Below are 25,144 nucleotides of genomic sequence, written 5' to 3'. Positions count from 1 at the left end.
TGTAGCTGCTCGGGAATGTGGGATTGGTGTAGTCTGGTTGCTGTATGAGACTGTATCGGTATCTACATAGGGGTATGGTGCTGGGGCTGGTTGTCGCGGCAATGTGTGCGACGGCGCAGTCGAGTGTGGCGATCTCGGAGCCGGGGGCTCCGCTGTTGCCGACGAGCTTTGGGGAGTGGAAGACGGCGCAGGGCAGCGGAAGCGTGCCGGAGTACTCGCTGGCGAATGCGAGCAAGGCGGCGCTGGAGGAGTGCGGGCCGCAACGGTCGGCGGTTGGGGACTATGAGCGCGGCGGGAAGACCGTTCATATAGAGGCAATCCAGTTTGGTGACCGGACGGGGGCCTACAGTGCGTTTACGTTGATGGCCAAGCCGGGAATGAAGGTGGGCAAGGAGCTTGGGTCGGCGGATGCGGTTGGGAATGGAGTGGTGCTGTTCACAGACGGCGACTCGCTGGTGCTGGTCAATGGGACGACGGAGACTTCTCCGCTGAAGCCGCTGGCGGCGGGGCTGCCGAAGGTTTCTGGGTCGAAGGGGTTGGCACCGCTGCTGCCGACGCTGGTGCCGGCGAAAGGGCTGGTGGCGGGGTCGATCCGGTATGCGCTGGGGGCTTCGACCTATGCGGCTGAGGGTGGTGTGCTGCCGGCGCAGTCGCTGGGCTGGGAGAAGTCGGCCGAGGCGGTGACGGCGCAGTATGATGACCGGCGCGGCAAGGAGACGTTGACGCTATTGATGTACCCGACGCCGACGATTGCGGGGGATTTCCATAAGCAGATCCTGGAATACACGGCGAACCCTCCGGTCTCGGCGGGTGCTGTGCGCTCGCGCCGCGAGGGCGAGTTGGTGCTGCTGGCGGAGGGATCGTTCAGCCCGGACGAGGCCCAGCGGATGATCGAAAACATCCATCTGAAGCAGGAGCTGAGCTTCGATAGGGACATGCCTCCGGTTTTTCATGTGGAGGTGCAGAAGACCTACAGTCTGCTGACCAACCTGGCGGTGCTGACGGGGGTCCTGATGGCGGCGGCGGTGCTGCTGGGGCTGTTTCTGGGGGCGGGCGGGCGCTGGTGCGCGTGCTGATGGGCAAGCCGGCGGCAACGGAGGCGGAGTTCCTCAGTTTGCACCTCGATCCACAGAACGCGTCGCCGCGCTTTGAGACGGAGAAGCCGGGGCCGGGCGTGTAACTAGGCTGGATGCCTGCTTGGGAGCCGGTGTGAGGGGTATCTGTGGCAAATTTACGGTTTGGGAACCGGCATTGGAAGAAACGCGGCAAAAACCCGGGGGAACTGGGTGTTTTTTCGATAAGTTATTGATTTTATTAGAGTTGATAATTTAGACAAAACATTCTTGACAGCGTGGGGAGGCGAACATAGTCTGTGTCCAGAGAGTTCCGATGGCTTTGCCTCCGTTGGAGCTGCCTCCCATAGAAAAAGGGTCGCCCTGTTGCCGGGTGGCCCTTTTTGCTTGTGGAAAATGTGGGACGAAATGGTGAAGTCTGCATGTTGGAATGTGGTGCGTGACGTGCTCTGCGTGTGAAGCAGAGCTTGTGCTACGGTTGCGGACGAATTGAAATTCAGACGAAGGCGTTGGATTGAGGTACGTGCTGAGATGAGGATGCCGTGGCAGTTGCGGATGCTTGTGGGTGGGATGGTGTTGGTGCCCGCGTCGATGTGGGCGCAGGACCGGCGCGTGGTGACGGAGCCGAAGATTCCGGCGGTGTGTGTGAAGCTGGATGCGAAGCTGATGTCGACGCCGGATGAGAACGGTGGCGCGTTGCGCAGCGAAGATGAGGGCAAGCTCGATACGGAACGCATCCAGAAAGCGCTGGACGGTTGCGGCGCAGGCAAGGCGGTGGAGCTGAGCCTGAGATCGAAGGACAATGCGTTTCTGAGTGGGCCGCTGGAGATGCGCGAGGGTGTGACGCTGCTGATCGATAAGGGTGTGACGCTGTTTGGATCGAGCGATCCTGCGGTGTATGAGATGCCGAACCCTGATGCGAAGTCAGATGCGCCGATCAAGTGTGGAACGTCGACGCCGAGGCCGACGAGCTTTCCGACGTTTTCAACGAACCAGGTGGCGCGGCCGAGAGGTGGGTGCCGTCCGCTGATCAGCGTGAATGTGAAGAACGCGGCGATCATGGGGGAGGGAACGATTGATGGGCGCGGGTATGCGAAGATGCGTGGGCATGACATCAGCTGGTGGCAGATGGCGCGCGCTGCGCAGCCGCATGACGATCTGTACTACTCGACGCGGCTGATACTGGCGAGCCACGCGGATGGACTGGTGCTGTACAAGATCCACCTGAACAATTCGCCGAACTTTCATGTGGCGGTGAACCAGACGCATGGGTTTACGGCGTGGGGCGTGCACCTGATGACTCCTGTGAACAAGGCGCTGATTGGAACGGGCAACGATGCGCGGAATACGGACGGCATCGATCCGGGAACGAGTGAGGATGTGACGATTGCGCATAGCTGGATCGACAACGGGGACGACAATATTGCGATCAAGCAGGGCGTGAGCCATATGAGCGTGATCGACGACCACTTCTACGACGGGCATGGGATGTCGATCGGGTCGGAGACGGTGCTGGGCCAGAGTTACCTGCTGGTGGACGGGCTGACGGAAGACCATACGACGAGCGGTATCCGGATCAAGAGCAATGTGAAGCGCGGTGGGCCGGTGCATGACCTGACGTATAAGAACGTCTGTATGCGGAATGTACCGATACCGATTGCGATCTCGCCGTATTACACGAACCAGACGGTGGAGCCGTTTGAAGACCCGAAGTATACGGGCGATAAGATCCCGGACTACAAGGCGATCAAGTTGGAGAACATCTATGCGGAGACGCCGGGCGATGTGCTGATTGCAGGGCTGGACGATGCGCACCGCACGGAGGTGACACTGAACAATGTGCACATCACGGGGATCACTCCGCAGCAGATGCACCTGGCGTATGACGATATCCATGTGATGGGCTGCCCGAGGGGGAACCTGCCGCTGGGGAACGTGCCGGCAAGTGTGAAGGTGATGCCGCCAGGTGGCCCGGTTTGCCTGCTTGCGCTGCTGGACCCGTGCAAAGGCAAGTTTGTTCCGATGCAGTAGCGATTTTGCATCTGGCGCGTTTGCCGATAGAATGGAAGGGAAGCGGCCATGTGCAAGGCAGGCGCTGAGGTGAGTTTTGGACTCACCGGTGCGCGGCCTGCGGCTCGCTTCCCGTCCGCGGATTTCGTTCAGATCTCCAAAGGCCGACGTAGCTCAGTTGGTAGAGCAGCTGATTCGTAATCAGCAGGTCAACGGTTCAAGTCCGTTCGTCGGCTCCATTCTTTCAAGCACTTACGAGTCAGTTGATCGTTGACTGCTGTACACGTGCTGTACAAGCGATTTTTTCTTCCAATACACGCATCGCCTCCTGCGCTACTTTCGGCGCAGTCTTGATGTAGAAGCGCTGGGTCGTACTCACGTTCTCGTGCCTCAAGATGCACTGGACCGTCGTGTCCTCGACACCCAGCTCCTTGAGGTTCGTCGCGAGACCGCGACGGTACGCCTGCCACCCCTTCCACTCCAGTCCATTCGCTTCGAAGAGGGGCTTCAAAACGCGGCTGGCTAGGTTATCGAGATCGATCGCCCCATTCAGGTGAGCCCCAGCGGTAGCGGCGGGATCAGCTGTCCGAGACCGCTTGCTCTGCTCGACTACGTGACTCCTTTATGAGCCGAGACGGAACAGAAACATATGTGGATTGCGGATGATTATTGGAAGTCCATGATTTGATTTAAGCGGGATACTTGTTCGAGTTACCAAAAAATTATCCGCCCATGGGGGTCTCAACCTAAGGCCTCAGACGCGGAGGAGGGAATTAAATTAAGACTTCTTGAACTCTCCTCAGTCAGACATGCAGATAACGGCGTAGAGAAGGTGCGCCTTGCTAAATCGAAAGGAATGTTCGGCTTCTACGGCTCTCATCTACACAAGTCCACCGAGTCAAGTAGAAATACTTAGGTAGGAATGCGGAGACTAAGTGCCTGATTCTATGACGTATTGCGAGATACAATAAAGTCCGCCATCCAGCGAAAACTGAAGAAGCTGAGAGTCTCATGTCATCCTTTTCCTCAAAGAAATCCGGTGTGATAACAGCGGCGATTTCGATCCTTGTCCTTTTCCCCGGTATGGCGTCTCCTCAGCGCTCGAATCCCATCATGATTCGAGCGAAGTATCTCTATGGTAAGAACGCACCGGTGAAAGTGCTTGAGCACGTTCGCATCATTGATGGCACGGGCGGCCCTGTCCTCCAGGATCAAACGCTCGTGATCGAAGGCGGACGCATCGCGCGCATTGGACACGACATCCCCTCTCCTGCGGGAGCCGAAATTCTCGACCTCGACGGGTACACGGTGCTCCCCGGTCTCGTGGGCATGCACGACCATCTCTACTATCTCCAGCGCCCCAACTCCGACGCCGCAGGCTCCGAGCCGCCGACCCTGCTTCCACAGATGACCTTCTCGGCACCGCGCATGTATCTCGCCAATGGCGTAACAACGATCCGTACCGGCGGCTCTGTCGAGCCCTACGCTGATATCAACCTTCGCCGCCTCACCGAGCAGGGCATACTCATCGGTCCTCACATCGAGCCGACCGCACCCTATCTGGAGGGCCCAAGCGATCTCTTCATCCAGATGCACATCCTCACCGGCCCCGAAGATGCAACAGCGTTCGTCAATTTCTGGGCGAAGGCTGGCGCGACCAACTACAAAGCGTACATGCACATCACGCGCGCCGAGCTGGGAGCAGCCATTAAAGCGGCACACGCGCTACATATGAAGGTGACCGGCCATCTCTGCTCTGTCACCTATCCCGAAGCCGCGGAGCTCGGCATCGACAACCTGGAACATGGCTTCTTTGTGAACACGCAGCTCGATCCTGGCAAGCAGCCCGATCAGTGTTCTCGCGAATCCGGCAACGCGACACTCGCCAAGATGACTCCCGACAGCGCCGAAGCGAAGGACCTTATCAAGCTTCTCGTCGCGCACCACGTCGCTATCACTAGCACGCTGCCGGTCTTTGAGGCGAGTCTCGCAGGGAAACCCGTGCTGCGGCAGAAAGCATTGGCGACGCTTACACCGCAGGCGCTGGAGGCCTATCTCTTCAATCGAAATCGCCGCAACACGACGTCTGAGTCCGAAGCCAGGGAACGTGGCGCCACGAATTATAGAAACGGCGCTCAGCTTGAGCACAAGTTCGTCGAGGCAGGCGGCCTTCTCATGGCGGGTCTCGACCCAACCGGCAACGGCGCAACCCTGCCCGGCTTCGGGGATCAGCATGAAGTTGAACTTCTAGTGGCTGACGGCGGCTTCACCCCGGTCGAAGCGGTGAAGATCGCGACTCTCAACGGAGCGACCTATCTCGGCCAGCAGCAGCGAATCGGCTCCGTGGAAACTGGCAAGGACGCCGATCTGATGATCGTCAAGGGTGATCCTTCCAGCCGAATCACGGATATCGAAAACGTCGAGATCGTCCTGAAGGACGGCGTTGCCTACGATTCGAACAAGCTTCTCGAATCTGTGCGCGGTCGTTACGGCCAGTACTAAACAGATCACGGCATCAACAGAAAACTTCATAGGAGATACGATGAGACAGAACAGGGTTTGGGCAGTCCTGCCTATATTTGCGCTCTCAGTAACGATCACACCGCTCCGCGCAGCGGCGCAGGATATCGCCGGAAAATGGGTCGCAGAAATCACTGGCCCGACGTTGCTTGAACCGGCCTACGCGCGTGTCAGTCTCGAACGTTCCGGAGATGCAATTACCGGTTCCTGGGGCGCTGACGCGCTGAAGGGAACTGTCAACGGCTCGACAGTCACGCTCGCGGTTACTGATGCCAATGGCCATGACGCTGGCTCGCTTACCGGCAAACTGAGCCGTGACACAGGCGAAGGCGCCGGTACGCTCGCAGGTCTTGGCCGTCGCGGAGGTGGCGCATCCGGACGCGCACCCGTGCCTCAGCCCGTCACGTGGAAGCTCTCGCGCGAGGTCACGCCACCCGCGAAGCCTCGCGAGGTGAACTACGATCCCACCACGTTTCAGGCCTATTACTATGCAGGCAACAAGCCGGGCATCCACATCTTTCCTGGCGACATTGTTCATACCTGGGCTCCCGATTCTGGTGGCACCGATAAAAACCTCAAGCGCGTCGCCCTGGGTGGCGATGCCAACATCGGTCCTATCTACGTCGAGGGCGCGCTCCCTGGTGACACTCTCGTGGTGCACCTAATCAAGATCGCGCCGAATCGCCCGACCGCGCGCCAGGGAAGCCGTATTCAGCAGTATGCGATTACGCCAGCCTATAGCCTCGCTGCAAAATACGACGCCCGCTTCGACGGCGAGTGGCAGGTTCAGAACGCCGACGGCTACGCGACGTTGACGAACCCCACGCCTGCGCTGAAAAACCTCAAGCTCAAGATGAACCCGATGCTCGGCTGCATCTCTGTCGCGCCTCCCGGTTTTGAGGCCTTTGGTGGCACGCACCTCGGTCCCTACGGCGGCAACCTCGATTACAACGGCGTCGTCTCCGGTACGACGATGTTTTTTCCTGTCTTCCATCCCGGCGCGCTCTTCGGATTCGGCGACGGTCACGCTGCTATGGGTGATGGCGAAGTCACGCAGACCGGACTCGAAACCTCGATGGCCGTCGACTTCTCTGTCGAAATCATCAAAGGCTATCAGTCGCAGGGCGTTCGCGAAGAAGACAACGACTACATCATCTCCTTCGGCGTCGCAGGTTCGTTGCAGGAAGCCCTCAAGACCTCCACAGCGCAGCTCGCCACCTGGATCAAGCGCGACTACGGTTTATCCGATAGCGAAGTTGCGCTTTTTCTCGGTGCTGAGATGAAGTATGAAGTCACCGAGCTTGTCGATCCAGAATTCGATGTGGTGTCGAAGGTCCCGAAGAGCGCCCTCGCTATGTTGAAGCCTGTCGCCTCGAAATAAAACGACTTGCGCAAAGCCGGAGCCTCCACGGCTCCGGCTTTCGCGTAGACCATAGCTTTCGATCCACTCGAGTTTGATTCGTCGACAGCTAAGTAAGAATAGCGATATCACTTCAGTACTTCTGCGGATTGTACATTTAGAACCCCTCTGTAATAGTCGAGGAACCCGACCTAAAGAGGTTTCAGACATGAATTGGCGTCCTGTCCGTTCTATCCGTGGAGCAGTACTTTCCTGCGTTCTTCTATCCGCTGCGCTTCCTGCCTTCACCCAGACCTCAACCACCGGCTCGATCCGCGGCACCGTAACAGATCCGCAGGGCGGCCTTATACCGAATGCGATTGTGACAGTAAAGTCGGAAGGAACCGATGCCACGCGCACGGTCACCACAGACAAGGGCGGCCAGTACACTGTGGGCCTTCTACCGCCAGGCACATACAAGACGTCCTTCACCGCTCCGGGCTTCAAGACTGAGGTGCCGAGCGCGATTACAGTCGTTGTTACGGAGACAGCGCGTCTCGATGTCAAGCTTGTCCTCGGCAGCACCACTGACACCGTTGAAGTCTCGGGAGCAGCGCCTGCCCTGCAAGTAGAAAACTCCACACTTGGCACGGTCGTCGATGGCGGGGTCATCCGCGAGTTGCCGCTCACCAGCCGCAACTACACGCAGGTGCTTACGCTCTCCGCGGGTATCACCAGCGATTTGAACAACGCGGCAACGCTCGGCAAGGGGTCGCCCGACGTGTACACCAACGGTGCCAGCAGCATCAGCAACAACTTCCATATGGATGGCGCTGATATTAATAACTGGGCATCAGGCCGCGCCGGAGATTTTGTGCAGCAGGCCGGCATCCCCGTCCCCAGCCCCGACGCCCTGCAGGAGTTCAAGATTCAGACCACGAATTACGATGCTGGTTTCGGCCGTGACGCCGGCGCCAACGTAGACGTCGTCACCAAGACTGGCACCAACCAGCTCCACGGTGCCATCTGGGAGTTCTTTCGCAACGACATCTTCAACGCAAACGATACCTTCCTCAAGATCGCCGGACGGCCTCGGCCAGCGATGAAGCAGAACCAGTTCGGCGCAACCCTGGGCGGTCCGATCATCAAAGACAAGCTCTTCTTTTTTGGCACATACCAGGGCACACGTCAGGTAAACGGCCTCAGCGCCGGTTCCCTGCAGACGGTCTCGCTCTTTCCAATCACCGACAATCGCTCCGCCGCTGCCATTGGTGCTATCGGGTGCCCCGCAGGTGCCGGTTCAAGTGCACTCGCGATGTCGCGGTGGCATCCCTACAACGGCGGTCAATACGACTCGAAGCCGCAGACTGATGTGGCCTGCGACGGGTCGAACATCAATCCAGTAGCGTTGAATCTCCTGAATCAAAAGCTCCCGAATGGGACCTACCTGATTCCCACGCCGCAGCGCTACACGACAGATGCCAACGGCAATCCCATCGGCAGCTCGACCTTCAGTATCCCTGCCATCGCCAATGAAGATCAGTACATGATCAATACGGATTACATCATCTCGCCGAAGAACACGCTCTCCGAGCGCTACTTCCTCGGTGTCAATCCGGAAAACCAGCCACTCGCCACGGCGGGTAATCCTCCTGGCAACGGTGTATCCACGGATTTCCGCAGTCAGCTTGCCGTGATGAAGCTAACCTCGGCGATCAACGACCACTTCCTGAACGAAGCGCTTGCCGGCTACATTCGCAGCAGCGGCCATCTGCAGACGCAGTCGACAATTACCGCCTCACAGATCGGCATGACTGCACCGAGCGATCCTACCTATCCGCTCTACCCGGTCACCTCGGTCACTGGCTACTTCAGCCTTGGCGGTGGCGGCAACGACGAGTCTTCCTCTGTCGTCAACACGTTTGAAATCGCGGACCAGATCTCCTATACCCATGGGAAGCAGAGCTTCCGCGCCGGTTTCATCGGCGAAAAGAACCAGTTTGACTTCAACGACCCTGAGCAGAAGCGCGGGAGCCTCGGCTTTACTACCATGCAGGACTTCCTGCTGGGTATGAGTGCCGCGCAGAACAATTCCGCTTACAGCAACGTCAACTCGGCGGGTAGTCAGCAGGGAAGCTATTACAAGGGCTATCGCGGTACCGACATGGGCATGTTCATCCAGGATGACATCAAGCTCTCTCAAACACTGACCGTCAACGCTGGTGTGCGTTGGGAGATTGACAGCGGCGTCAGCTTCGGCCACGGCGAGGAGAGCAGCTTCTGGCCTTCGCTCGTCACACCCTTCGCGCCCCTTCCAGTGACTGGAACGCTCAGCGGATACATCGTACCCAACAATTACGAGCTGCCGGTTCCGGCTGGAGTTACGAAGATCGGTGATCGAAGCCTTCAAGCCAATGACCTGCCGCTGCACAACTTCGGTCCGCGCGTCGGCTTTGCCTGGCAGCCTTTCGGCACGAAGGCGCAAACGGTTATTCGTGGCGGTGTGGGCATCTTCTACAGCTTACCCAACGCAAACTCCGTGCTGCAGACACTTGGCGGTCAGCCGTTCGTGAGCTCGGCCTCGCTCAGCAATGCGGTCGATCAGACATCGACCTTCCAGACGCCTTACACTGTCACCCTCACGCCCGGCGCCTGGCGTCTCCTTTCGCCCACAGCGACACCTGCCACGGTAACCGCGGTGGCGGAGAACTCTGACGTCCCTGCCATCGATCAATACAACCTAGAGGTCGAACATCAGCTGCCAGGAGGGGTAGTTGCAGAGCTCGGCTACGTGGGAACCCGCGGTACGCGTCTTGAAGAGGGGCGCAACATTAATCGCGCGTTCCTCGCCAGCGCTCAGAATCCCATCAACGGAGTCACCACTAACTCCACCGACTCGCCGAACATTCAGGCGCGTGTGCCTTATCAGGGCTTCTCACCTACCGGTGTCACACTTATCGAAACGTACGGCTTCTCCAGCTACAACAGCTTACAGGCTACGATAAAGCGCCAGATGAGCCATGGAATCTATGTACAGGGCGCCTACACATGGAGCCGCGCACTTACCTCCGTCACCGGCGGCGACGGAACCAACGGCGTCTTCGAAGGTGGTAGCGGCAATAGCAACGACCCGAACAATCGCCACGATCGCTGGGGGCCAGCTGGCTATGATCGTCCTAACCGTCTCGTGATTGCCTACATCTACGAAATTCCGGGCTGGAAGAACGGCAGTGCGTTCGCGCATATCGCCACCAGCGGCTGGAAGCTTGAGGGCACCACGACCTTTCAGTCTGGTAAGCCGATCACCTTTACCGATTCTAGAAACGGAACAGCGTACGGTAATGGAAGCGCTGCGCGTGCGCAGTTCGCACCCGGAATGAGCAATGGCAACATCCTCAATCACAGCGGCACAACGCTTAGTCGAGTGAAGAACAACACCTACTTCAACCCTGCTAGTACCGTATTTGCCCTTGCACCGGTAGTTGCAAACGGAGCCCCCAACCCACAATCGGGTGCTCTGGCCTATGACTACGGCAACAGCTCCATTGGCGCGGCGCGTGGACCGGGCAACGACAACTGGGATGCCGCGATTGTCAAAAGCACTCGCGTCGGTGGCCTTCGCAAATCCGCGGTCCTGGACTTCCGTACAGAGTTCTTCAACGTGTGGAACCATCCAGAGTACAGCAATCCTGCCAGTGCGGTGAATGCAACGACATACAGTCAGATTACAAGCTCAGCAGGCTCTCCTCGTCTCATTCAGTTCGCTCTCAAGTACACGTTCTAATACCAGTTCCTCCTCATCGCGAGGTCGCTGCCTGTTACAGGCGGTGACCTCGCACCGTCCGCGATGTTGCGTTTCAATTCTTCCGTGGCTCCTGTGTAGAGCCTGACTGCTTCCAAAAAGATGTGCATTTTGTCCCCGAACGTGGAGTAGAGGCTCGGCGCTGTGATGCCCAGTGCCTTGGTCAGGTCGCCGATCGAGGTCGTTTCATAGCCGCCACCCTCCCAGAAGGTATCAACTACCAAACGCTCTCCTGAAACTGCGCTGGCCCCTCAACGTATCTTTGGCATACGTGTCTGCTTCTCCGTAAGCTCACGAGTCGGACGGGCGTTGGGATCCCTTTTCGTAGACATGCTGGTGCCAAAAACATTCGGTCAAAGTGCTGTACAACCGCTGTACATACAGCTCCGGAGGCAACCAGTGATTTTTCCCTCCAAAACACAAATCGCCTTCTGCGACGCTCGTGGCGCAGTTTTGGACGAACGACAGGAATAAACTCCGGTTGGTCGATGCCTTCTTCGGTCTTCGTGTCTTTCACCTTCTTCACCATCGACTCTATATTCGCGGTCTATATATATCAGAAAACGCGCGATGCGAAATGACAGTTCGAATTCACAGGCAAGCGGACGCATCGTGCTTGTCGCCACCATCCTCGGATCGAGTATGGCGTCATTGACGGAACCGTCGTCAATATTGCACTTCCCGCGTTGCAGAACTCCTTTCACGCCTCCATTGCGGACGTGCAGTGGGTCGTCGAGTCGTATGCGTTGATGTTGGCGGCGTTGCTCCTTGTGGGCGGCTCCCTTGGGGCTGGGCATGACTATCAGGGTCGCGCGACTGATGACGACTGTGATGAATGCTGTACCTGAATCCGAGTCAGGACTTGCCTCCGGAATTAATAACGCGGTCTCCCGTCTGGCTGCTCTGCTTGCGGTAGCTGTTTTTGGTGCGGTTCTGGTTACGGTTTTCAACCACTCGCTGGATCAGTACCTCAATCAACTGCTATTGACTCCCGCTGTTCGTGCTCAGATTAATGACGCCCGGCCTCTGCTCGCCGCTGCTCATAATCCCGATCCTATGGTTCAGCATGCGATCGCCGAATCCTTCGTGAGTGGCTATCGTTTTGTGATCTGGCCTGGCGACAGGCCTGGCAGCTTTGAGTGCTATCACCGCATGGCTGCTCATCGAGTCCGGCACACCTGCGTCTGCAAAACAGGGGTAGCACCGAAAACGCCTAGCGTTCTATTACCCTGCTCCTCTGCGAAGCCTTTAAAGGAGCCTGACAAGTTGGCGGTGGCTATCTGAACTCAGAGATGAATGCGCTCACAACTCTTCATTGGCACAAGCATCGGGCAATCCAAAGCACTCCGGATCGAAGTACGATGGTGCAAGGTTCTGAATGAGATTCGATGTTCGCCAATGTTTACGAATGGGTCTGGAGAGATGTCGGGCACGGGTATGCTCGCAACGTTTCTCAATCCCGGGTAGCGATGCCATCGTGCCTTTGGCAGAGATATGCATCTTCGTTGTCGTGATCGCGTTCGGGCAGCGAATTGCGCCAGCGCAGAACGCCCACAAGCCGGATGGGCAATCGACACCGGTCAAAGCTAGTGCCGTGGTGAACTCACCGGTTGAGCTTAAGGACATTACCTCGACAACTCATATTCACTTCAATCATCTTTCATCGCCGGATAAGCGATATATCGTGGAGTCGATGAGCGGCGGCGTTGCTCTGATCGATTATGACCGAGATGGCTGGCCCGATATTTTCTTCACCAATGCGCCAGACGTGGATATGTCCCTCGCGGGGATAAAGGCGAAGAGCGCGCTCTACCACAACAACCATGATGGAACTTTTACCGACGTAACGGATAAGGCGGGAGTCGGATATCCGTGTTGGGCGATGGGCGCCGTGGTGGGGGATTACAACAATGATGGCTGGCCCGATCTGTTGGTCTCCTGTTTTGGTGGGGTCGTGCTTTACCGTAATAATGGCGATGGCACATTTACTGATGTAACCAAGCAGTCGGGCTTGAGCGCCGACAAGGGTTGGACGACGGGCGCCGCGTTCGGAGATTATGACGGCGATGGTTATGTGGACCTGTTCGTTCCGCACTATGTCGACCTGAACCTAAACGATCTGCCAACATTGGGGTCGAAGAAGACGTGCATGTACCACGACATCGCAGTGCAGTGTGGGCCTCGAGGTCTGCGAGGATCACCCGACAATCTTTATCACAACAACCGTGATGGCACATTTACCGATGTATCGAAAGAGGCCGGTGTAGACGATTCGCAGCATTATTTTGGCTTGACGGCTGTCTGGTCGGACTTCAACCAGGACGGCAAGCTGGATTTGTTTGTTGCGAACGATGGCGAGCCCAACTATCTGTATCGGAATGACGGTGGCCGCTTTACAGACGTTGCACTGCCGGCCGGCATTGCCGTGAACAGAGATGGCTACGAGCAGGCGAACATGGGCGTCGCGCTTGGAGATTATCTACATACAGGACGATTTTCACTTGCGATCACGCATTTCAGCGAGGAGTACACAACGCTTTTTCGCAACGATGGCGATCTAAACTTTAACGACGTCTCCCAGGAGGCGGGGCTGCTTCGCGCGACCTCTCCTTATGTGGGTTGGGGAGACGCGTTTTTCGATGCGGACAATGATGGCTGGGTGGACTTTGTGCAGGTGAATGGACATGTGTATCCGCAGGTCGACACCAAAGATATCGGTACAAACTACCGAGAGCCGAAGCTGTTCTTTCTCAATGAGCGCAACGGGACCTTCCGCAATTTAAGCCAGTCGGCGGGGCCGGCGCTTCAAGTTCCGCAGGTGAGCCGCGGCCTGGCTGTCGGCGATCTGTTTAATGACGGCCACCTGGAGCTTGTGGTGGAGAACATCGAAGGAAGTCCCGTGATCCTGCGTGCCGTAAGCGATGAGAAGAATCATTGGATTGAGTTTGAGCTTGCGGGCGGCAAGAGCAATCGGCTAGCGCTGAACGCGCGTGTTCGTGTGGTGGCGGGTGATCTCGCGCAGGTCGACGAGGTACGGAGCGGGGGCAGCTATCTGTCGCAGAATGATCTGCGATTGCACTTTGGTCTGGGGAAGCATAACAAGGCAGATTCTGTAGAGATTACGTGGCCTTCAGGGACGAAAGAGACGCTCCGGAACCTGCAGGCCGATCGTATCTACGATCTGCTGGAAGGTGAAGGCGTGGTACCCCGAGAGAAGATCAGGCCGGGTGCGGCTAAGCGCTAATTCCTGGCTGGCTTGCTGCTCGCCTGCTGCAGCGATTGGCGCAAAGCGGCGTTTTCCGGGTCGACTCTGATGGCATTTTTTAGATTCTCTATCGCGTCTCTTGAATTGCCCTGAGCAAGTTGTGCGCGAGCCAAGGTAGCGTACGCCTCGCCGAGAGCCGGACGGACTTCTGGAAGCACAGGGTCCTTTTTCTCGAGTGTTTCGAGCAGTGGGATTGCGGCGGAGGCGTCACCGGTCTTGAGCAGCGAGTCGGCGTATGCGAATTGGACCTTCGATGCTTCTGCAGGATTGACTGCCAAGGGCTGAAGCGTGAGCCTGGCGGCGTTGTAATCCTTGATGACGAATTGGCTGAGACCGAGCACCCTGCGTGCGCCGTCTTCCTGCGGATGTTCCTGAAGATACCGGGTGAGTGGGGCAATCGCCTGGTCGTAGGCGCCAGCTTCGAATGCGGCGCGTCCCCAGTTGTAGTCCAGACCTGGAAGCGTGGGCTCCCACTCCGCTACGCGCTGGAAGTAGAGCAATGCGGCCGCATAGTTTTGCTGACTGCCAGCGATGGCACCGAGATTGTTGTAGCTGTCAGCTACGGCTGGGGTGATACGCCGTTCGAAGGCCTCCACTGCGGCCGCGGATTTGGTTTCATTCCGCTGCTCCTCATGAGTTGGCGGCATCGGTTGGCTGAAGTCAGAGGCCATGCCGGATCGCTTGTTGTCCTGAAGGTAATCGGCCAGGCGATTCTGGTCGCGGGACAGGTTTTGTTTGAGAAGCAACTGCGATTCTGCGAACTCTCGATCGGAAGCGGGTTTGTCGCCGGTCTGCAGCAGAAGGCGTCCGAGAAGGTAATGAGCTTTCTGCACCTGAAAGGCGTTGCGAGAGACATCATGTGTCAGAGCGATGGATTGACGGAGCGCCGCTTCGGCTTCGGGCAGGCGCTTCTCATCGGCATACAGTTGCCCCAGATAGAGAAAGGCGTCGGGGTTGATTGGATCGAGGCCGGTGGCTCGTTTGAGATAGGCTTCCGCCTGAGCCTGGTCGGCGGCGTCTTGCCCACGCGTGGCCAGAAGATGGCCAAGCGCAGCATAGGACGCGGCATCCTCAGGGGAGATGGGGATCTCTTCGCGTAATGCCGCCTCCGCTTCCGCGAGCTTCGAATCGCCAGCGGTTGCCAAGTCCGCGACCGCGAGCGAATAATGAGCGCCCGGAAGACGCGGGTCTTTGGCGATGGCTTTCTGGAACTCGGCAATAGCATCGGACTGGAAATCGGAGTTTCCGTAGGCCTGCCCGAAGTACATATGAATTGCCGGCGTATCGCCGAACGAAGACAGCATCTCGGCGAAGATCTTGCGAGCGCCGTCTACGTCGCCAAGGTTGAGGTCAGCGACGGCCAGGTCGTAGCCGTTATCAAATGTTGGGTCCAGATCGACTGCAGCTTCAAACTGCTGTTTGGCCTCTGCATCTTTATCCATCTTCAGCAGGGCGTGTCCGAGAAGGGCGTGGGCCTGGACCTGGATTTTAGGGTTGCCGGGGTAATTCTGGAGGAGAGCTTTGGTGAGCAGTTCAGTATGCTCGAAGTGGCCTGCGCGCAGAGCTGCGCGGGCGTACTCAAGTTGCATCATTGGGAAGTCGGGAACGAGCTTGAGGGCTTCGTCGAAGTCATACTGCGCTTTGTCGTACTGGCCTGCCTGGGCGCGGCCGATAGCTACTTCGCCGAGGGTGTCGGCGAGAAAGATGCGGTACTGTTGCGCAGCCTGGTCGAGCTCATTGAGGGACTGGAACTTTTGGGCGGCTTCGTAACGTTTCTGGAGGATGGATTCGCTGCTTGAAGAGGCAGCGAGCTGCGCCTGGAGCGGAGGGATTGAGCAGACTGCAAGGAGAAGAGCTGCGTACACCTGCGCAGAAGGGCGTTTTGTAGAGCAGCGCTTCATTTGGGATGGCCCCTCCCGAGGATAGTGTTTGGCGAACGTAATGTCGATGGAATCAGCATCATCTGTGAATAAACACAGCCGGGGCGCGATGGACGCGCCCCGGCTGTGTTTGTTGTTGTTGGTTAGAAGAGGTACTTGACGTTGAGTTCGAGGATGCGTTCGTACGATCCTCCCGACTTCGCATCCATGAAGCCGAAGTTGGGCACTGTTCCGCCTTGGCTTGCGGGGTTGGTGTTGAGAGTAATTGCTTTGCTGTTGTAGTCCACGAGGTAGTTGAGCGTCACCTGGCTCGCGCTGCTGAACTCAGGAAGCGGATGATTGAGCCAGTTGAAGGCGGAGATTCGAAACTGAACGCTCTGTTCCTTCACGATATGGAAGCTCTTGTACAACGCGAGGTCATTATCGAGATAAGAACCGTTGCTGAAGTACGGGTAATTCTTGCCACCGTAGGTCCCGATCGTGGGTGCCGCGAAGCAAGCGACATTGAGGCGCTGGTACTTCGCGAGACCTTTGTTTGGATTGCATGTGAGTACCGGCTGGACTGCGAGGGGCGCGTCTGTTCCGTAGTATGTGGCGACGCCCAATCCCGGACTAACATTAGCCGCTACACCGGCGCTGGCAAGACTGGTGGCCGTGTACTGCTCAGACAGTCCGAAGTTAGGAACATTGTTTCCGAGTTGTGCCAGGAGGTTTCCGCCTGCCTGCCAGGTGGAGATACCGGAGATGGTCCAACCGCCCACGGCTCCACGAACTAAAGCGTTACCGTGATGGAATTGACCTGTTTGATACGTGTAGGAGGAGTTGAAGACGAACGGACGGTCGATCGACTCTGGGCCGTAGTTAGCTCGAAGGTTGAAGGGATTGTTCTGAAGACCGGTGCCCAGCGTCTTGGACCACGTGAAGTTGAAGTCGAAGGTAAGCTTCCCCGTCGTCTTCAAGAACGCCGCCTGGAAGCCGTTGTAGTTGGCGTAGTTCGTGCTTTCGTCCTGGTAGACGCTGCCGGTTCCATAGGCATAGCCGTAGGGACGATAATCCGCCGACGTGTTTGGGATCTTGGTGCCGTCGGGTTGGAGATTAAGTTTCTCGGGGTTTTGCGAAATGATACCGGTCACCGGGTCGGGTTTGAAGAAGGCCCCAATAGGAGTCTTGTTCTGGTCCGCGATGGCGCCGAAGCCGCTGCCCTGGATCGTTTCACCGTTGTCGAGCAGTTGGCTCGACTTGTTGCCCACATAGGCGATATCCAGCAATGTATTCCACTTGAAGCGGTGATCGATGGTCAGGTTATAAGCGTAGGTGACGGGCACGCCGTAGTCACTTGCATCGAGCCCATTCTGGGTCCCCGTGATACCGCAGGGAGGCTTAGCGCAGGCCGGCGCAGAGAGTTGCGATATCTGCGACAGCAAGACACTCTTTGATCCGGGGAGGTTATAGGTCTGTACAGCCTGCGCGGTAGTGAGCGCCGGAGCATAGTCGTTGTACTGCCCGACAAAGCGGTACACTCCCCAGCCTCCGCGGACTACGGTATTTCCGTTGCCCTGAAGGTCGTACGAAACACCAAAGCGAGGCGAGACGAACAGCAGACGGTTTGGCTGACCACTCAGAGGAATAGAAGGATCAATTCCGTGCCAGTAGTAGCCCGGATCTATCTTTCCGGAGTAGTAGTCGGAGAAAACACGCTGCGGGAGGAAGACCGCCATGCCGACGCCCTGCCGGTCGTACCAGTGCCCGACGTGCTCAAAGCGTGCACCAGCCTCGACAGAGAGGCGGGAGCTGGTTTTCCATTGATCGTCGATATATACGGCGGTGTTCTGGTAGGCCATATCGCTGACCGGAGCTGAGTTGCTCTCCGAGTAGCCGGTGACATTGCCGATCACGAAGTTCGCCACGGGATTGTTCGCTGCGCCGACCTGACTACCTGTAATGATGTTGGCCTGCTCTCCGCTGAAGCTGGAGATGTTGCCGTTAGGGCTGACGCCATCATTGCCCTGAAGGTTACCTGTGTTCTGTGTGAAGGCGCCGATTTTGACCGTGTGCCTTCCCCAGACCTTGGTGAAGTTGTCCGTAAAGCTTGGGATCTCCTTGCGAACCAGGTAGTAGCCGTTTGGCTCGAACCAGTCGCCCTGAGAAAAGTCAGGGAAGGTCTGGTTTCCGGCAGAGCTGTATGACGGAATCAAGCTCGAAGCATTGAAGACGGAGCCATAGGTGTAGCCGAGCGTGGCCTTGGAGGCTGCCTTCTGGTTTGGCGGCCCGAAGGGAAAGCTGCCAAAGCCCCATGCGGCGATGAACTCGTTCGTTGTGGAGGCGTTGAAGGTATGAACGAAGTGACCGGAGATCGACTTGGTAAAGACCTGTCCAACGAGTCCACCACCGGGTGCCGGGATGGAATTCCCAGGGGTCCAGTAGATGTGCGCGCCGTTACCTTGGGCGAGCGTGGAGCTGTAGGCCTGCTGATAGGCAACGTAAAACTTGTCCCTGTCGCTAAGGTCGTAGTCCATGCGGATACGGTAGACCCAGCCATTGTTGACGCTGTCGATCGGCTGGATATAATTCGGCCCGGTGCAAGTTGCGCCGTTGGAGCAAGGGTTCGCATTTGCCTTAGGCCAGAAGGCGGCCAGCGCCTTAGCCCCGGGATCGATGAACTGGCTGGGGATAACCTGGCCGTTCGTGTCGGTCGCGGCGGGCGTGGGCAAGGCGGTTCCGTCGGGAAGTCCCATGTTGGCGAGGTTGTTGCACCAGTTGGTGGCGGAGGAGCTGAAACCCTGCGGACAGAGAGTTTGGTTGTCGGTGCTGAAGTCACCGGCCTGCATCTCCGGGGTAGGGATAAAGGACGTAAGAATGTTGCCGCTGCCCGGATTTTGGAGGAACCGCTCATAACCGCCCCAGAGGAAGACCTTGTTATGAGTGAACGGAACAGGACCGCCGACGTTGCCGCCTGGATAGTAGTAGTGAGCTCCACCTTTTGGAATTTTCGTGGGCTGGTGATTGTTGTACCAACTGTTCGCGTTCAGCGCGTCATTGCGTGCATCAAAATACCCCTCGCCATGCAGATGCGAGGTACCTGACTTGCTGATGGCGCTGACGACCACTGGGCCGTTCTGCTGATAGGCGCCGAAGTTCGAGGTCTGTACACTGACTTCCTGCGTCATCTCCGGACTGATAATGCCGATGGAACTGGCCATGTCGCCTGGATCAAGCACGCTGACACCATCCGACAGCAAAGCCGTACCACCGCGGTTTGGAACGCCGTTGATGTTGATGCCGTTACCGATCGAACTCTCATTCGCCGAGATATTGAGATCGCTGAAGGATGGGCTGGTCTGCGTAAGGCCGCCGGAGACAGTCGTTGCGCCCGGTAGCACCTTCAGGAGTTCCGTGGTATCTCTGCCCTGCAGCGCCAGGTTCTCGATGTCTTTCGCAGTGAGTACGTCTTCTCGCTGGCCATTGTCGACGGGAATCATCTCGCCAGCAGCCTCGACGGTGACAGTCTGCGACTCTGATCCAAGAGTGAGAGCGAAGGCTGGAACCGTTCGCTGGTCGCCAGCATGGAGTTCAATGCCAGTAAGGTTCTTTGGCTCAAACCCTTTGGCCGATACCTTCAAGGTATATGTGGAAGGCAACAATGCCGGGAAAGAATACAGGCCGGCATTGTTCGTCGTGACAACGCGGGCGTCCTGTGTGGCTTCGTTAACCAACTCGACCTTTGCGCCCGGGACGAGCGCCCCAGAGGGATCCGTAACTGTTCCTGAAAGCTGCGCAGTCGTCTGAGCATGCAACGCAGGCAGGCCGAGGAGCAAGAGAAGTATCAACAGCGGCCCTCCAAATCTACTGAACAGACTGCTCGCAGGTAGCTGTGGCCGGTTGATCGCTGGGGATTTACGGAAGGCCTTTTCCGTCGCTAGCGTCCATCTATTCACCCATCTATTGGAGTACATATGGTCTCCTCAAATCATTTCATTGCTGTTCCAACGTGAAGTGTTCACATACACTTCCGAGTTCTTTGCCCGGAGATTGGTATGCATCTCGGCTCGACCTTGGGGTTCCAGATCGAGGCCGTTCTCAAGCCGTTTTAGTGGCAACCTAAATTAATTCGCTTTAACGGCGGCTTATTCTGTACACACCCATACAAATGGTTGTCAAGATTTAATTTCACCAACGAAAGAATGCTCGAAACCAAGGGTAGTGTCGCGGTCGGAAGCATTTCGCTTCAGGCTGGGTCATGCAGTCATGCTCTGACTGCGCGCAGAACTCGGATGTCTTAGGTGCGGCTGACGAGTGCAGGCTGCTTTTGGGGGTCCTTGCGCGGCCAGTTGCCCATCGCCAGCTGGCTTGTGATTCGGGGTAAGACTTATCGTTGGGATTCATCCACTTGCCCGAAGCGGAACTCTCTCTGCGCCAACGGATGCGGGATACGAGGATTTCTACTACCGTTGACAGCGATCAGGAACGGACCTTATAGAGATCAGTGAATTTCCTCGCCCGGATGGTGAGCGGGGCGGCTTTTTTCACAGATACTTGAACCTGGAAGCGCAATTGGGGTTCATCGGATCTGCATCCACGACCGGATGACTGGTCGCCTATATTGCTAAGGATGTGCCAGGAGATATACACCATTCTATGATTCTTGATTTAGTCCATCGAGACAACTATTTCAGGGCGCAACTCTAAAGTGAGGCCGAAGGAATGAGTGATCGGAAAGTCATGGAACGTGAGGCCTTCGCCGGCTTCATCTAAAGGACAGCGAACTGGCTGGAGGTGGCCGGCTCGCTGAGGTATCCTGAAAATTGCGCGGAACTGAGCGCGCACGGTCCTTATAGATGGGCGTGTTCCTGGCCAGTGACAGATCCGGTCATGTCTCTGCTCACTACAAAAGAGGATTTCCATGGATCGACAAGGTAGTCCGAAGAAGATGTCCCCTACTCGAGAGGTTTGTACGGCAGAGCAAAGCGCCCGATCTGCAAAATGCTGCGGTCCGATGGTGGCCAGATTCGTATGGGCACCACCTGCAGCGGTGGGGTCTGAAGGCGGGCGACCACCGATCCACGATCTTTACCTGTCTCGGAGTCGTAGACGTGCACGAGAAGGCCATCGCTGGAGCGCACCCAGCCTATGACGTAACTGCCTGGCGCCAATGTGATCGAGGTGCCTAGCTGCAGCGGTGCCTGCGCCAACAGATAGTGCGAATATTTACCCTGAGCCGCATACCCGGCAGTAATCAACACAACCGCCGCGATGATGTGACCGTGCCCATCTATGATGCCGCTTGCCGAAGGCATCTCTGTCTCGATGCGTTCTTTTTCTACGGGGGCGCGCACCGGCAATGCCGCTTGCAACTCAGCGGGCGTTGCGGAGCGCCAGACGGTGTGTGGCGACGCAGCTCTTTCCTGCGAGGGCATCGGGGCGGCGAAGATGAGAAGCACACTTGCCAGAAGTATCTTTGATCGAGACATGGCTATCACCTGTGGCTTACCAGTCCGCGCTGAATCGCGACTGTAGCGGCGTGGGTACGATCAGCGACGCCGAGCTTTCCAAGCAGATTATTGACGTGTGTCTTCACTGTCGCTTCCGAGATGCAGAGGTCCGCAGCAATGTCTTTGTTCGCGCGCCCGGCTACGATGCGTTCCAGCACGCTCAACTCGCGGGCCGTCAACTCCTGGCCACTGATGCGCTGAGCGAGCTTTTCTGCAACGGCTGGGGGGATGTGCAGCCTGCCTTTGTGAACAGTATGGATGGTTGCTACCAACTCATCGAGCGGCATGCCCTTAAGGAGATACGCGCGAGCGCCAGCCTGCAATGCACGATAGATATCTTCGTCGCCATCAAAGGTGGTCAGGACGATGAAATGTGCGTTGGGGAATTCTGCGCGGATGCGGCGGATCGTCTCAACCCCGCCTAGCTTCGGTAGTTGCAGGTCGATCAGTGTGACATCGGGGAGCAGGGTGCGGAACTGCTCGACTGCTTCCAATCCGTCGCCGATCGAGGCCACAACTTCGAGATCGTCAGTGCTGGAGAGCAGCGCAACGAGGCCCTGGCGCACCATATGGTGGTCTTCAACGAGCATCAGCCGGATGCGGTCACTCATCGTGGACCTCGCTGCTCACTGAGCGCATCCAGCGGAACTCGCAGCCTGACAGTCGTTCCCTGTCCTACGATACTTGTGACCTCCAGGTTGCCGTCCATGACGGAAGCTCGTTCTTTCATTCCCATCAATCCAAAGTGCCCTTCTTTATTGGCAGCGTCTTCCATGTCGAACCCTGTACCGCGATCTTCTACTGTAAGCATAAGCGCGTCTGCGGAGTACGTCAGAGTCAATTTGGCTTCTCTTGAATTTGCATGCCGGACGATGTTTACGAGCGCTTCGTTGGCCAGGCGCAGGATCTCACGTTCGGCGCGTGGACTTAGAGGTCTATATGAGCCTTGTACGTCCAGATGCGGTCGGATGGATGCGAATGTTTCACGTTCCGTCAGGTGTGCGAGTTGGTTTGGCAGCGGCTCCCGTGTGTTACTGGTACGCAGCTCCCATATGCTTTGCCGTGCCTCGGCCAACCCTTCGGTGACATACCGTCGTGCCCTTTGCACCTGTTCGATCGCTTTCTCCACCTGTCCACGCTTAAGCTGTTGCGCCACGATATCGAGTTGAAGACAGGTGCTTACAAAGTCCTGGGTAAGGGTGTCGTGAATCTCCCGCGCCATGCGGTTTCGTTCGGCGAGTACAGCATTGAAGCGTTGATGCAGAACACGTAGCCTTAACAGATAAATCCCGCCCAGAAACGCACATACCAGCACGGCAATCAATGCGACAAACCACCAGTGCCGATAGAAGGGACGAAGAATCCTGAGCTGGATGGTCGTCTCTGCCGCGCCCCAGTTTCCATCGGTTGTTCGAGCCTGTACATGGAAGGTGTAGAGGCCGGGAGAGAGGTTCGTATAGGTGACGGAACGTCGATTGCCAACCATCTGCCAGTCGCGGTCAAAGTCAACGAGACGGCACCGGTAGTGCACGCTGGAGGGCGATACAAAATCGAGACCTGCGTATTCGATTGAGATGCGCCGATGACCGTACGGAATTTCCGGGACATGGTTCTGGACATCTACGGGCGTGTCATCGACGAGGACCTGCTCGATTGCGACGGGAGGCCCCTTATTATCCTCGCGAAGGTTGGCTATGTCTGCGATCGCAACTCCGGCACGTGTGGGGAACCAGAGTTCTCCCTGAGGGGTGAGCCAGGGCAACCCCATGGCTGTAGCAACAGCTTCGTCGTTGTGGAGGCCGTCCGCGCGACCGTAACTTGTGAGCCATTCGCTCTGCAGTGCACAGGGGCTATGCTGCAGGCAGCGGTCGATCTGGACCGCACGAATGCGGTCGATGCCGCGGTCCATGTGAACCCATAGTGATCCCTTGTGATCGAAGGTGAGGGACTGTATCGTCCGCTCCTCGCTACTGCGTGGGTTCATGGTGAAGAGTGTGAGAAAACGCTGCTCATCGAATACGGCAATTGCGCCGTCGCGGTTTGCTGCCCAGAGGCGTCCTGCGTTGTCCCGTGCCAGCGCGGTCACAATCAACGATGTGAGCCCGTCGGCCTTTGTGAACGTACGGACAGCTCCATCTTCGGCGATGCGCGAAAGCCCACCCGAGGTAGCAACCCATACTGCTGGAGCAGAACCCCTTGTCGTCGCATCGGCGAGTATGGCGCCGATCAGATCGCCACCGAGTCCGTCGATGCTGGTGAACACGCGATGTTGCTCTCCCTGGATGTGGTCAAGCCCATGCTGCGTGCCTACCCAGAGTGAGCCGTCAGTAGATACTGCGAGACTGCGAATGTAATCGTCCGGAAGCCCGTTGAGCGTAGTGATTCGACGGACTGCGTTCGTTGCGGTCACCTTATTCAGCCCATCGGGAGTTCCCACCCACAGTCCACCATCCGGCGCAGGCTGGAGGCACAGGATGACGGCGCTCGTCAGCGACCGGCTGGCTACTGGCTGGTCGACGACACCATCGCGAATGCGGTAGAGACCGTTGTCTCTGGTGCCGATCCACATGGCTCCGTCTTTCGTCTGCACTACTGCTGTTGTTGGAGACTCCGCCAACGCCGGCACACCACGAAAGAGTGGGCGGCGAAGAATGTGCAGCCCGGAAGACTCTGTGCCGATCCAGTGGTTTCCCTCGACATCCTCAAGAAGGGAGAGCACCGATGTGCCCTTCATCGCCGGCACCTCGCGGGCACGAGCTGTTGCAGGATCGATGACAACGACTCCTGAGGTCATGCCCACCCAGGCATAGCCTTCGCGATCGACTGCGACCACAGTCACGCGCCCTCCCGGTAACTCAAGTCCGGTACGCCAACGATGGAACACTGTCGCCGATTGTAGCTGCACTTCGCTCGCCGTCCAAGACCACGGGCCACTCGTGTTTGTGGGCGGTACTACGCTACTAGTGGACATGCCATTTGTCGCAGGCGGCCAATGGACTGATCCGAGTGAGGTCGTTACAACGAGCCCGCCATGCTCATCTTTCGACAGCCCGGTGATCTCAGTGGACGGGAGACCGTCCTTTGTCCCATACCAGATGAAGCCTGTGGAGCTGCTATGTACGAGGCCATCGCGCGTTCCGATCCAAAGCCCATGCTGACCATCGAGGAGCAGACAGCATATGTCACTGCTATGCAGGGCAGGCGTTGTCTGTTGATCGAAGACCTCGAATTGAGACCCGTCAAAGCGTGCGAGTCCCGCTTCTGTCCCGGCCCAAATGAACCCATCACTCGTCTGCGAAATGCTGTGGATACTGCTCTGCGGCAGCCCGTCTTCGGTCGACCACGATTGATGGCTCATTCCGTCCAGGCCCTGTGCGCGCGCGCCCGCGGCAAAGCAGCAAAGTGCGAATCCGCAAGCGAGCGCCAGGAGTCGCGGGCGACGTTTGGATCTCAACGACATAGAGAGCGTGATCAACGCTGCAAGCATACTTGATTGTCAGCGTCGACTCTAGGGCAGAGTTCCCGGCTTTCCACCTAAAATCAACCTTTCGATGGAGGTAATTAGGAGAACGCGCGGCTACCGTCGAGAGTGTTGGAAGTTCATCCAGCGACCATCTACTCTTCCGCCCCCTCCTTACTAAGGAGGGGGTCTTTGTTTGCCGTTGCAAACCGGCGGCACAAAGCCATTGCCGATGCGTAGTCTGTGCGTGATTGCAAGTAGCGTATTTGTTTGACGATGGAGCCAGGGGTGGCTCGGATAAACTTT

Annotated in this window: 14 protein-coding genes and 1 tRNA gene; 8 read left to right on the top strand and 7 right to left on the bottom strand. The window is 57.4% G+C overall.

Annotated features, from left to right (window positions below; translation table 11 throughout):
* The first annotated feature begins 44 nt into the window (after positions 1-44).
* The 3 genes from GOB94_RS04160 to GOB94_RS04150 all read left to right on the top strand — a co-directional run bounded on the left by GOB94_RS04160 (position 45) and on the right by GOB94_RS04150 (position 3,322).
* Positions 45-1,076, top strand: coding sequence for a DUF6599 family protein (locus GOB94_RS04160; protein WP_182277635.1), 1,032 nt, complete (start codon positions 45-47; stop codon positions 1,074-1,076).
* A 528-nt stretch (positions 1,077-1,604) separates the two neighbouring features.
* Positions 1,605-3,104 carry a glycosyl hydrolase family 28 protein gene (locus GOB94_RS04155; RefSeq protein ID WP_255484225.1) on the top strand — a complete coding sequence of 500 codons (1,500 nt, stop codon included), beginning with the start codon at positions 1,605-1,607 and terminating at the stop codon, positions 3,102-3,104.
* 142 nt (positions 3,105-3,246) lie between these two features.
* Positions 3,247-3,322, top strand: a tRNA-Thr gene (locus GOB94_RS04150).
* Positions 3,323-3,342: 20 nt separating this feature from the next.
* On the opposite strand, the gene GOB94_RS04145 is transcribed toward GOB94_RS04150, so the two are convergent.
* Positions 3,343-3,594, bottom strand: a complete 252-nt coding sequence (locus tag GOB94_RS04145; RefSeq protein ID WP_182277634.1) for a hypothetical protein — start codon at positions 3,592-3,594, stop codon at positions 3,343-3,345.
* 602 nt (positions 3,595-4,196) lie between these two features.
* Here GOB94_RS04145 and GOB94_RS04140 point away from each other — a divergent pair.
* The 3 genes from GOB94_RS04140 to GOB94_RS04130 all read left to right on the top strand — a co-directional run bounded on the left by GOB94_RS04140 (position 4,197) and on the right by GOB94_RS04130 (position 10,726).
* Positions 4,197-5,585, top strand: coding sequence for an amidohydrolase family protein (locus GOB94_RS04140; RefSeq protein WP_255484224.1), 1,389 nt, complete (start codon positions 4,197-4,199; stop codon positions 5,583-5,585).
* A gap of 40 nt (positions 5,586-5,625) precedes the next feature.
* Entirely contained in the window at positions 5,626-6,984 is a 1,359-nt protein-coding gene (locus GOB94_RS04135; protein WP_182277633.1) for an acetamidase/formamidase family protein, read from the top strand.
* Between the two features lie 187 nt (positions 6,985-7,171).
* Positions 7,172-10,726 carry a carboxypeptidase-like regulatory domain-containing protein gene (locus GOB94_RS04130; protein WP_182277632.1) on the top strand — a complete coding sequence of 1,185 codons (3,555 nt, stop codon included), beginning with the start codon at positions 7,172-7,174 and terminating at the stop codon, positions 10,724-10,726.
* Here GOB94_RS04130 and GOB94_RS04125 read toward each other — a convergent pair.
* Entirely contained in the window at positions 10,723-10,968 is a 246-nt protein-coding gene (locus GOB94_RS04125; protein WP_182277631.1) for a TetR/AcrR family transcriptional regulator, read from the bottom strand. The two genes, GOB94_RS04130 and GOB94_RS04125, sit on opposite strands and share 4 nt — an antisense overlap.
* A 595-nt stretch (positions 10,969-11,563) precedes the next feature.
* Between GOB94_RS04125 and GOB94_RS04120 the strand changes: the two genes are divergently transcribed.
* Together GOB94_RS04120 and GOB94_RS04115 are read left to right on the top strand one after the other, a co-directional pair.
* Positions 11,564-12,028 carry a hypothetical protein gene (locus GOB94_RS04120; protein ID WP_182277630.1) on the top strand — a complete coding sequence of 155 codons (465 nt, stop codon included), beginning with the start codon at positions 11,564-11,566 and terminating at the stop codon, positions 12,026-12,028.
* A gap of 193 nt (positions 12,029-12,221) precedes the next feature.
* Positions 12,222-13,988, top strand: coding sequence for a CRTAC1 family protein (locus tag GOB94_RS04115; RefSeq protein WP_255484223.1), 1,767 nt, complete (start codon positions 12,222-12,224; stop codon positions 13,986-13,988).
* Here the strand turns inward: GOB94_RS04115 and GOB94_RS04110 are convergent.
* The 5 genes from GOB94_RS04110 to GOB94_RS04090 all read right to left on the bottom strand — a co-directional run bounded on the left by GOB94_RS04110 (position 13,985) and on the right by GOB94_RS04090 (position 24,217).
* Positions 13,985-15,910, bottom strand: a complete 1,926-nt coding sequence (locus GOB94_RS04110; protein WP_182277629.1) for a tetratricopeptide repeat protein — start codon at positions 15,908-15,910, stop codon at positions 13,985-13,987. The two genes, GOB94_RS04115 and GOB94_RS04110, sit on opposite strands and share 4 nt — an antisense overlap.
* A gap of 122 nt (positions 15,911-16,032) precedes the next feature.
* Complete coding sequence (locus tag GOB94_RS04105) at positions 16,033-19,716, bottom strand: carboxypeptidase regulatory-like domain-containing protein (RefSeq protein ID WP_182277628.1); 3,684 nt, start codon at positions 19,714-19,716, stop codon at positions 16,033-16,035.
* Between the two features lie 1,107 nt (positions 19,717-20,823).
* Positions 20,824-21,357 carry a hypothetical protein gene (locus GOB94_RS04100; protein WP_182277627.1) on the bottom strand — a complete coding sequence of 178 codons (534 nt, stop codon included), beginning with the start codon at positions 21,355-21,357 and terminating at the stop codon, positions 20,824-20,826.
* Between the two features lie 5 nt (positions 21,358-21,362).
* Positions 21,363-21,989 carry a response regulator transcription factor gene (locus tag GOB94_RS04095; protein WP_182277626.1) on the bottom strand — a complete coding sequence of 209 codons (627 nt, stop codon included), beginning with the start codon at positions 21,987-21,989 and terminating at the stop codon, positions 21,363-21,365.
* On the bottom strand, positions 21,986-24,217 hold the full coding sequence (locus GOB94_RS04090) for a sensor histidine kinase (RefSeq protein WP_255484221.1): 2,232 nt from the start codon (positions 24,215-24,217) through the stop codon (positions 21,986-21,988). Before GOB94_RS04090 ends, GOB94_RS04095 begins: the two co-directional genes overlap by 4 nt.
* Positions 24,218-25,144 lie beyond the last annotated feature (927 nt).

The sequence above is a fragment of the Granulicella sp. 5B5 genome, from assembly GCF_014083945.1.
Lineage (GTDB): Bacteria > Acidobacteriota > Terriglobia > Terriglobales > Acidobacteriaceae > Granulicella.
This window is presented reverse-complemented; position numbering and strand designations above follow the sequence as displayed.

Coding starts and splice junctions, on each gene's coding strand:
- GOB94_RS04160 (WP_182277635.1), top strand. CDS start 45: ATGAGACTGTATCGGTATCTACATAGGGGTATGGTGCTGGGGCTGGTT.
- GOB94_RS04155 (WP_255484225.1), top strand. CDS start 1,605: ATGAGGATGCCGTGGCAGTTGCGGATGCTTGTGGGTGGGATGGTGTTG.
- GOB94_RS04140 (WP_255484224.1), top strand. CDS start 4,197: ATGATTCGAGCGAAGTATCTCTATGGTAAGAACGCACCGGTGAAAGTG.
- GOB94_RS04135 (WP_182277633.1), top strand. CDS start 5,626: ATGAGACAGAACAGGGTTTGGGCAGTCCTGCCTATATTTGCGCTCTCA.
- GOB94_RS04130 (WP_182277632.1), top strand. CDS start 7,172: ATGAATTGGCGTCCTGTCCGTTCTATCCGTGGAGCAGTACTTTCCTGC.
- GOB94_RS04120 (WP_182277630.1), top strand. CDS start 11,564: ATGACGACTGTGATGAATGCTGTACCTGAATCCGAGTCAGGACTTGCC.
- GOB94_RS04110 (WP_182277629.1), bottom strand. CDS start 15,910: ATGAAGCGCTGCTCTACAAAACGCCCTTCTGCGCAGGTGTACGCAGCT.
- GOB94_RS04100 (WP_182277627.1), bottom strand. CDS start 21,357: ATGTCTCGATCAAAGATACTTCTGGCAAGTGTGCTTCTCATCTTCGCC.
- GOB94_RS04095 (WP_182277626.1), bottom strand. CDS start 21,989: ATGAGTGACCGCATCCGGCTGATGCTCGTTGAAGACCACCATATGGTG.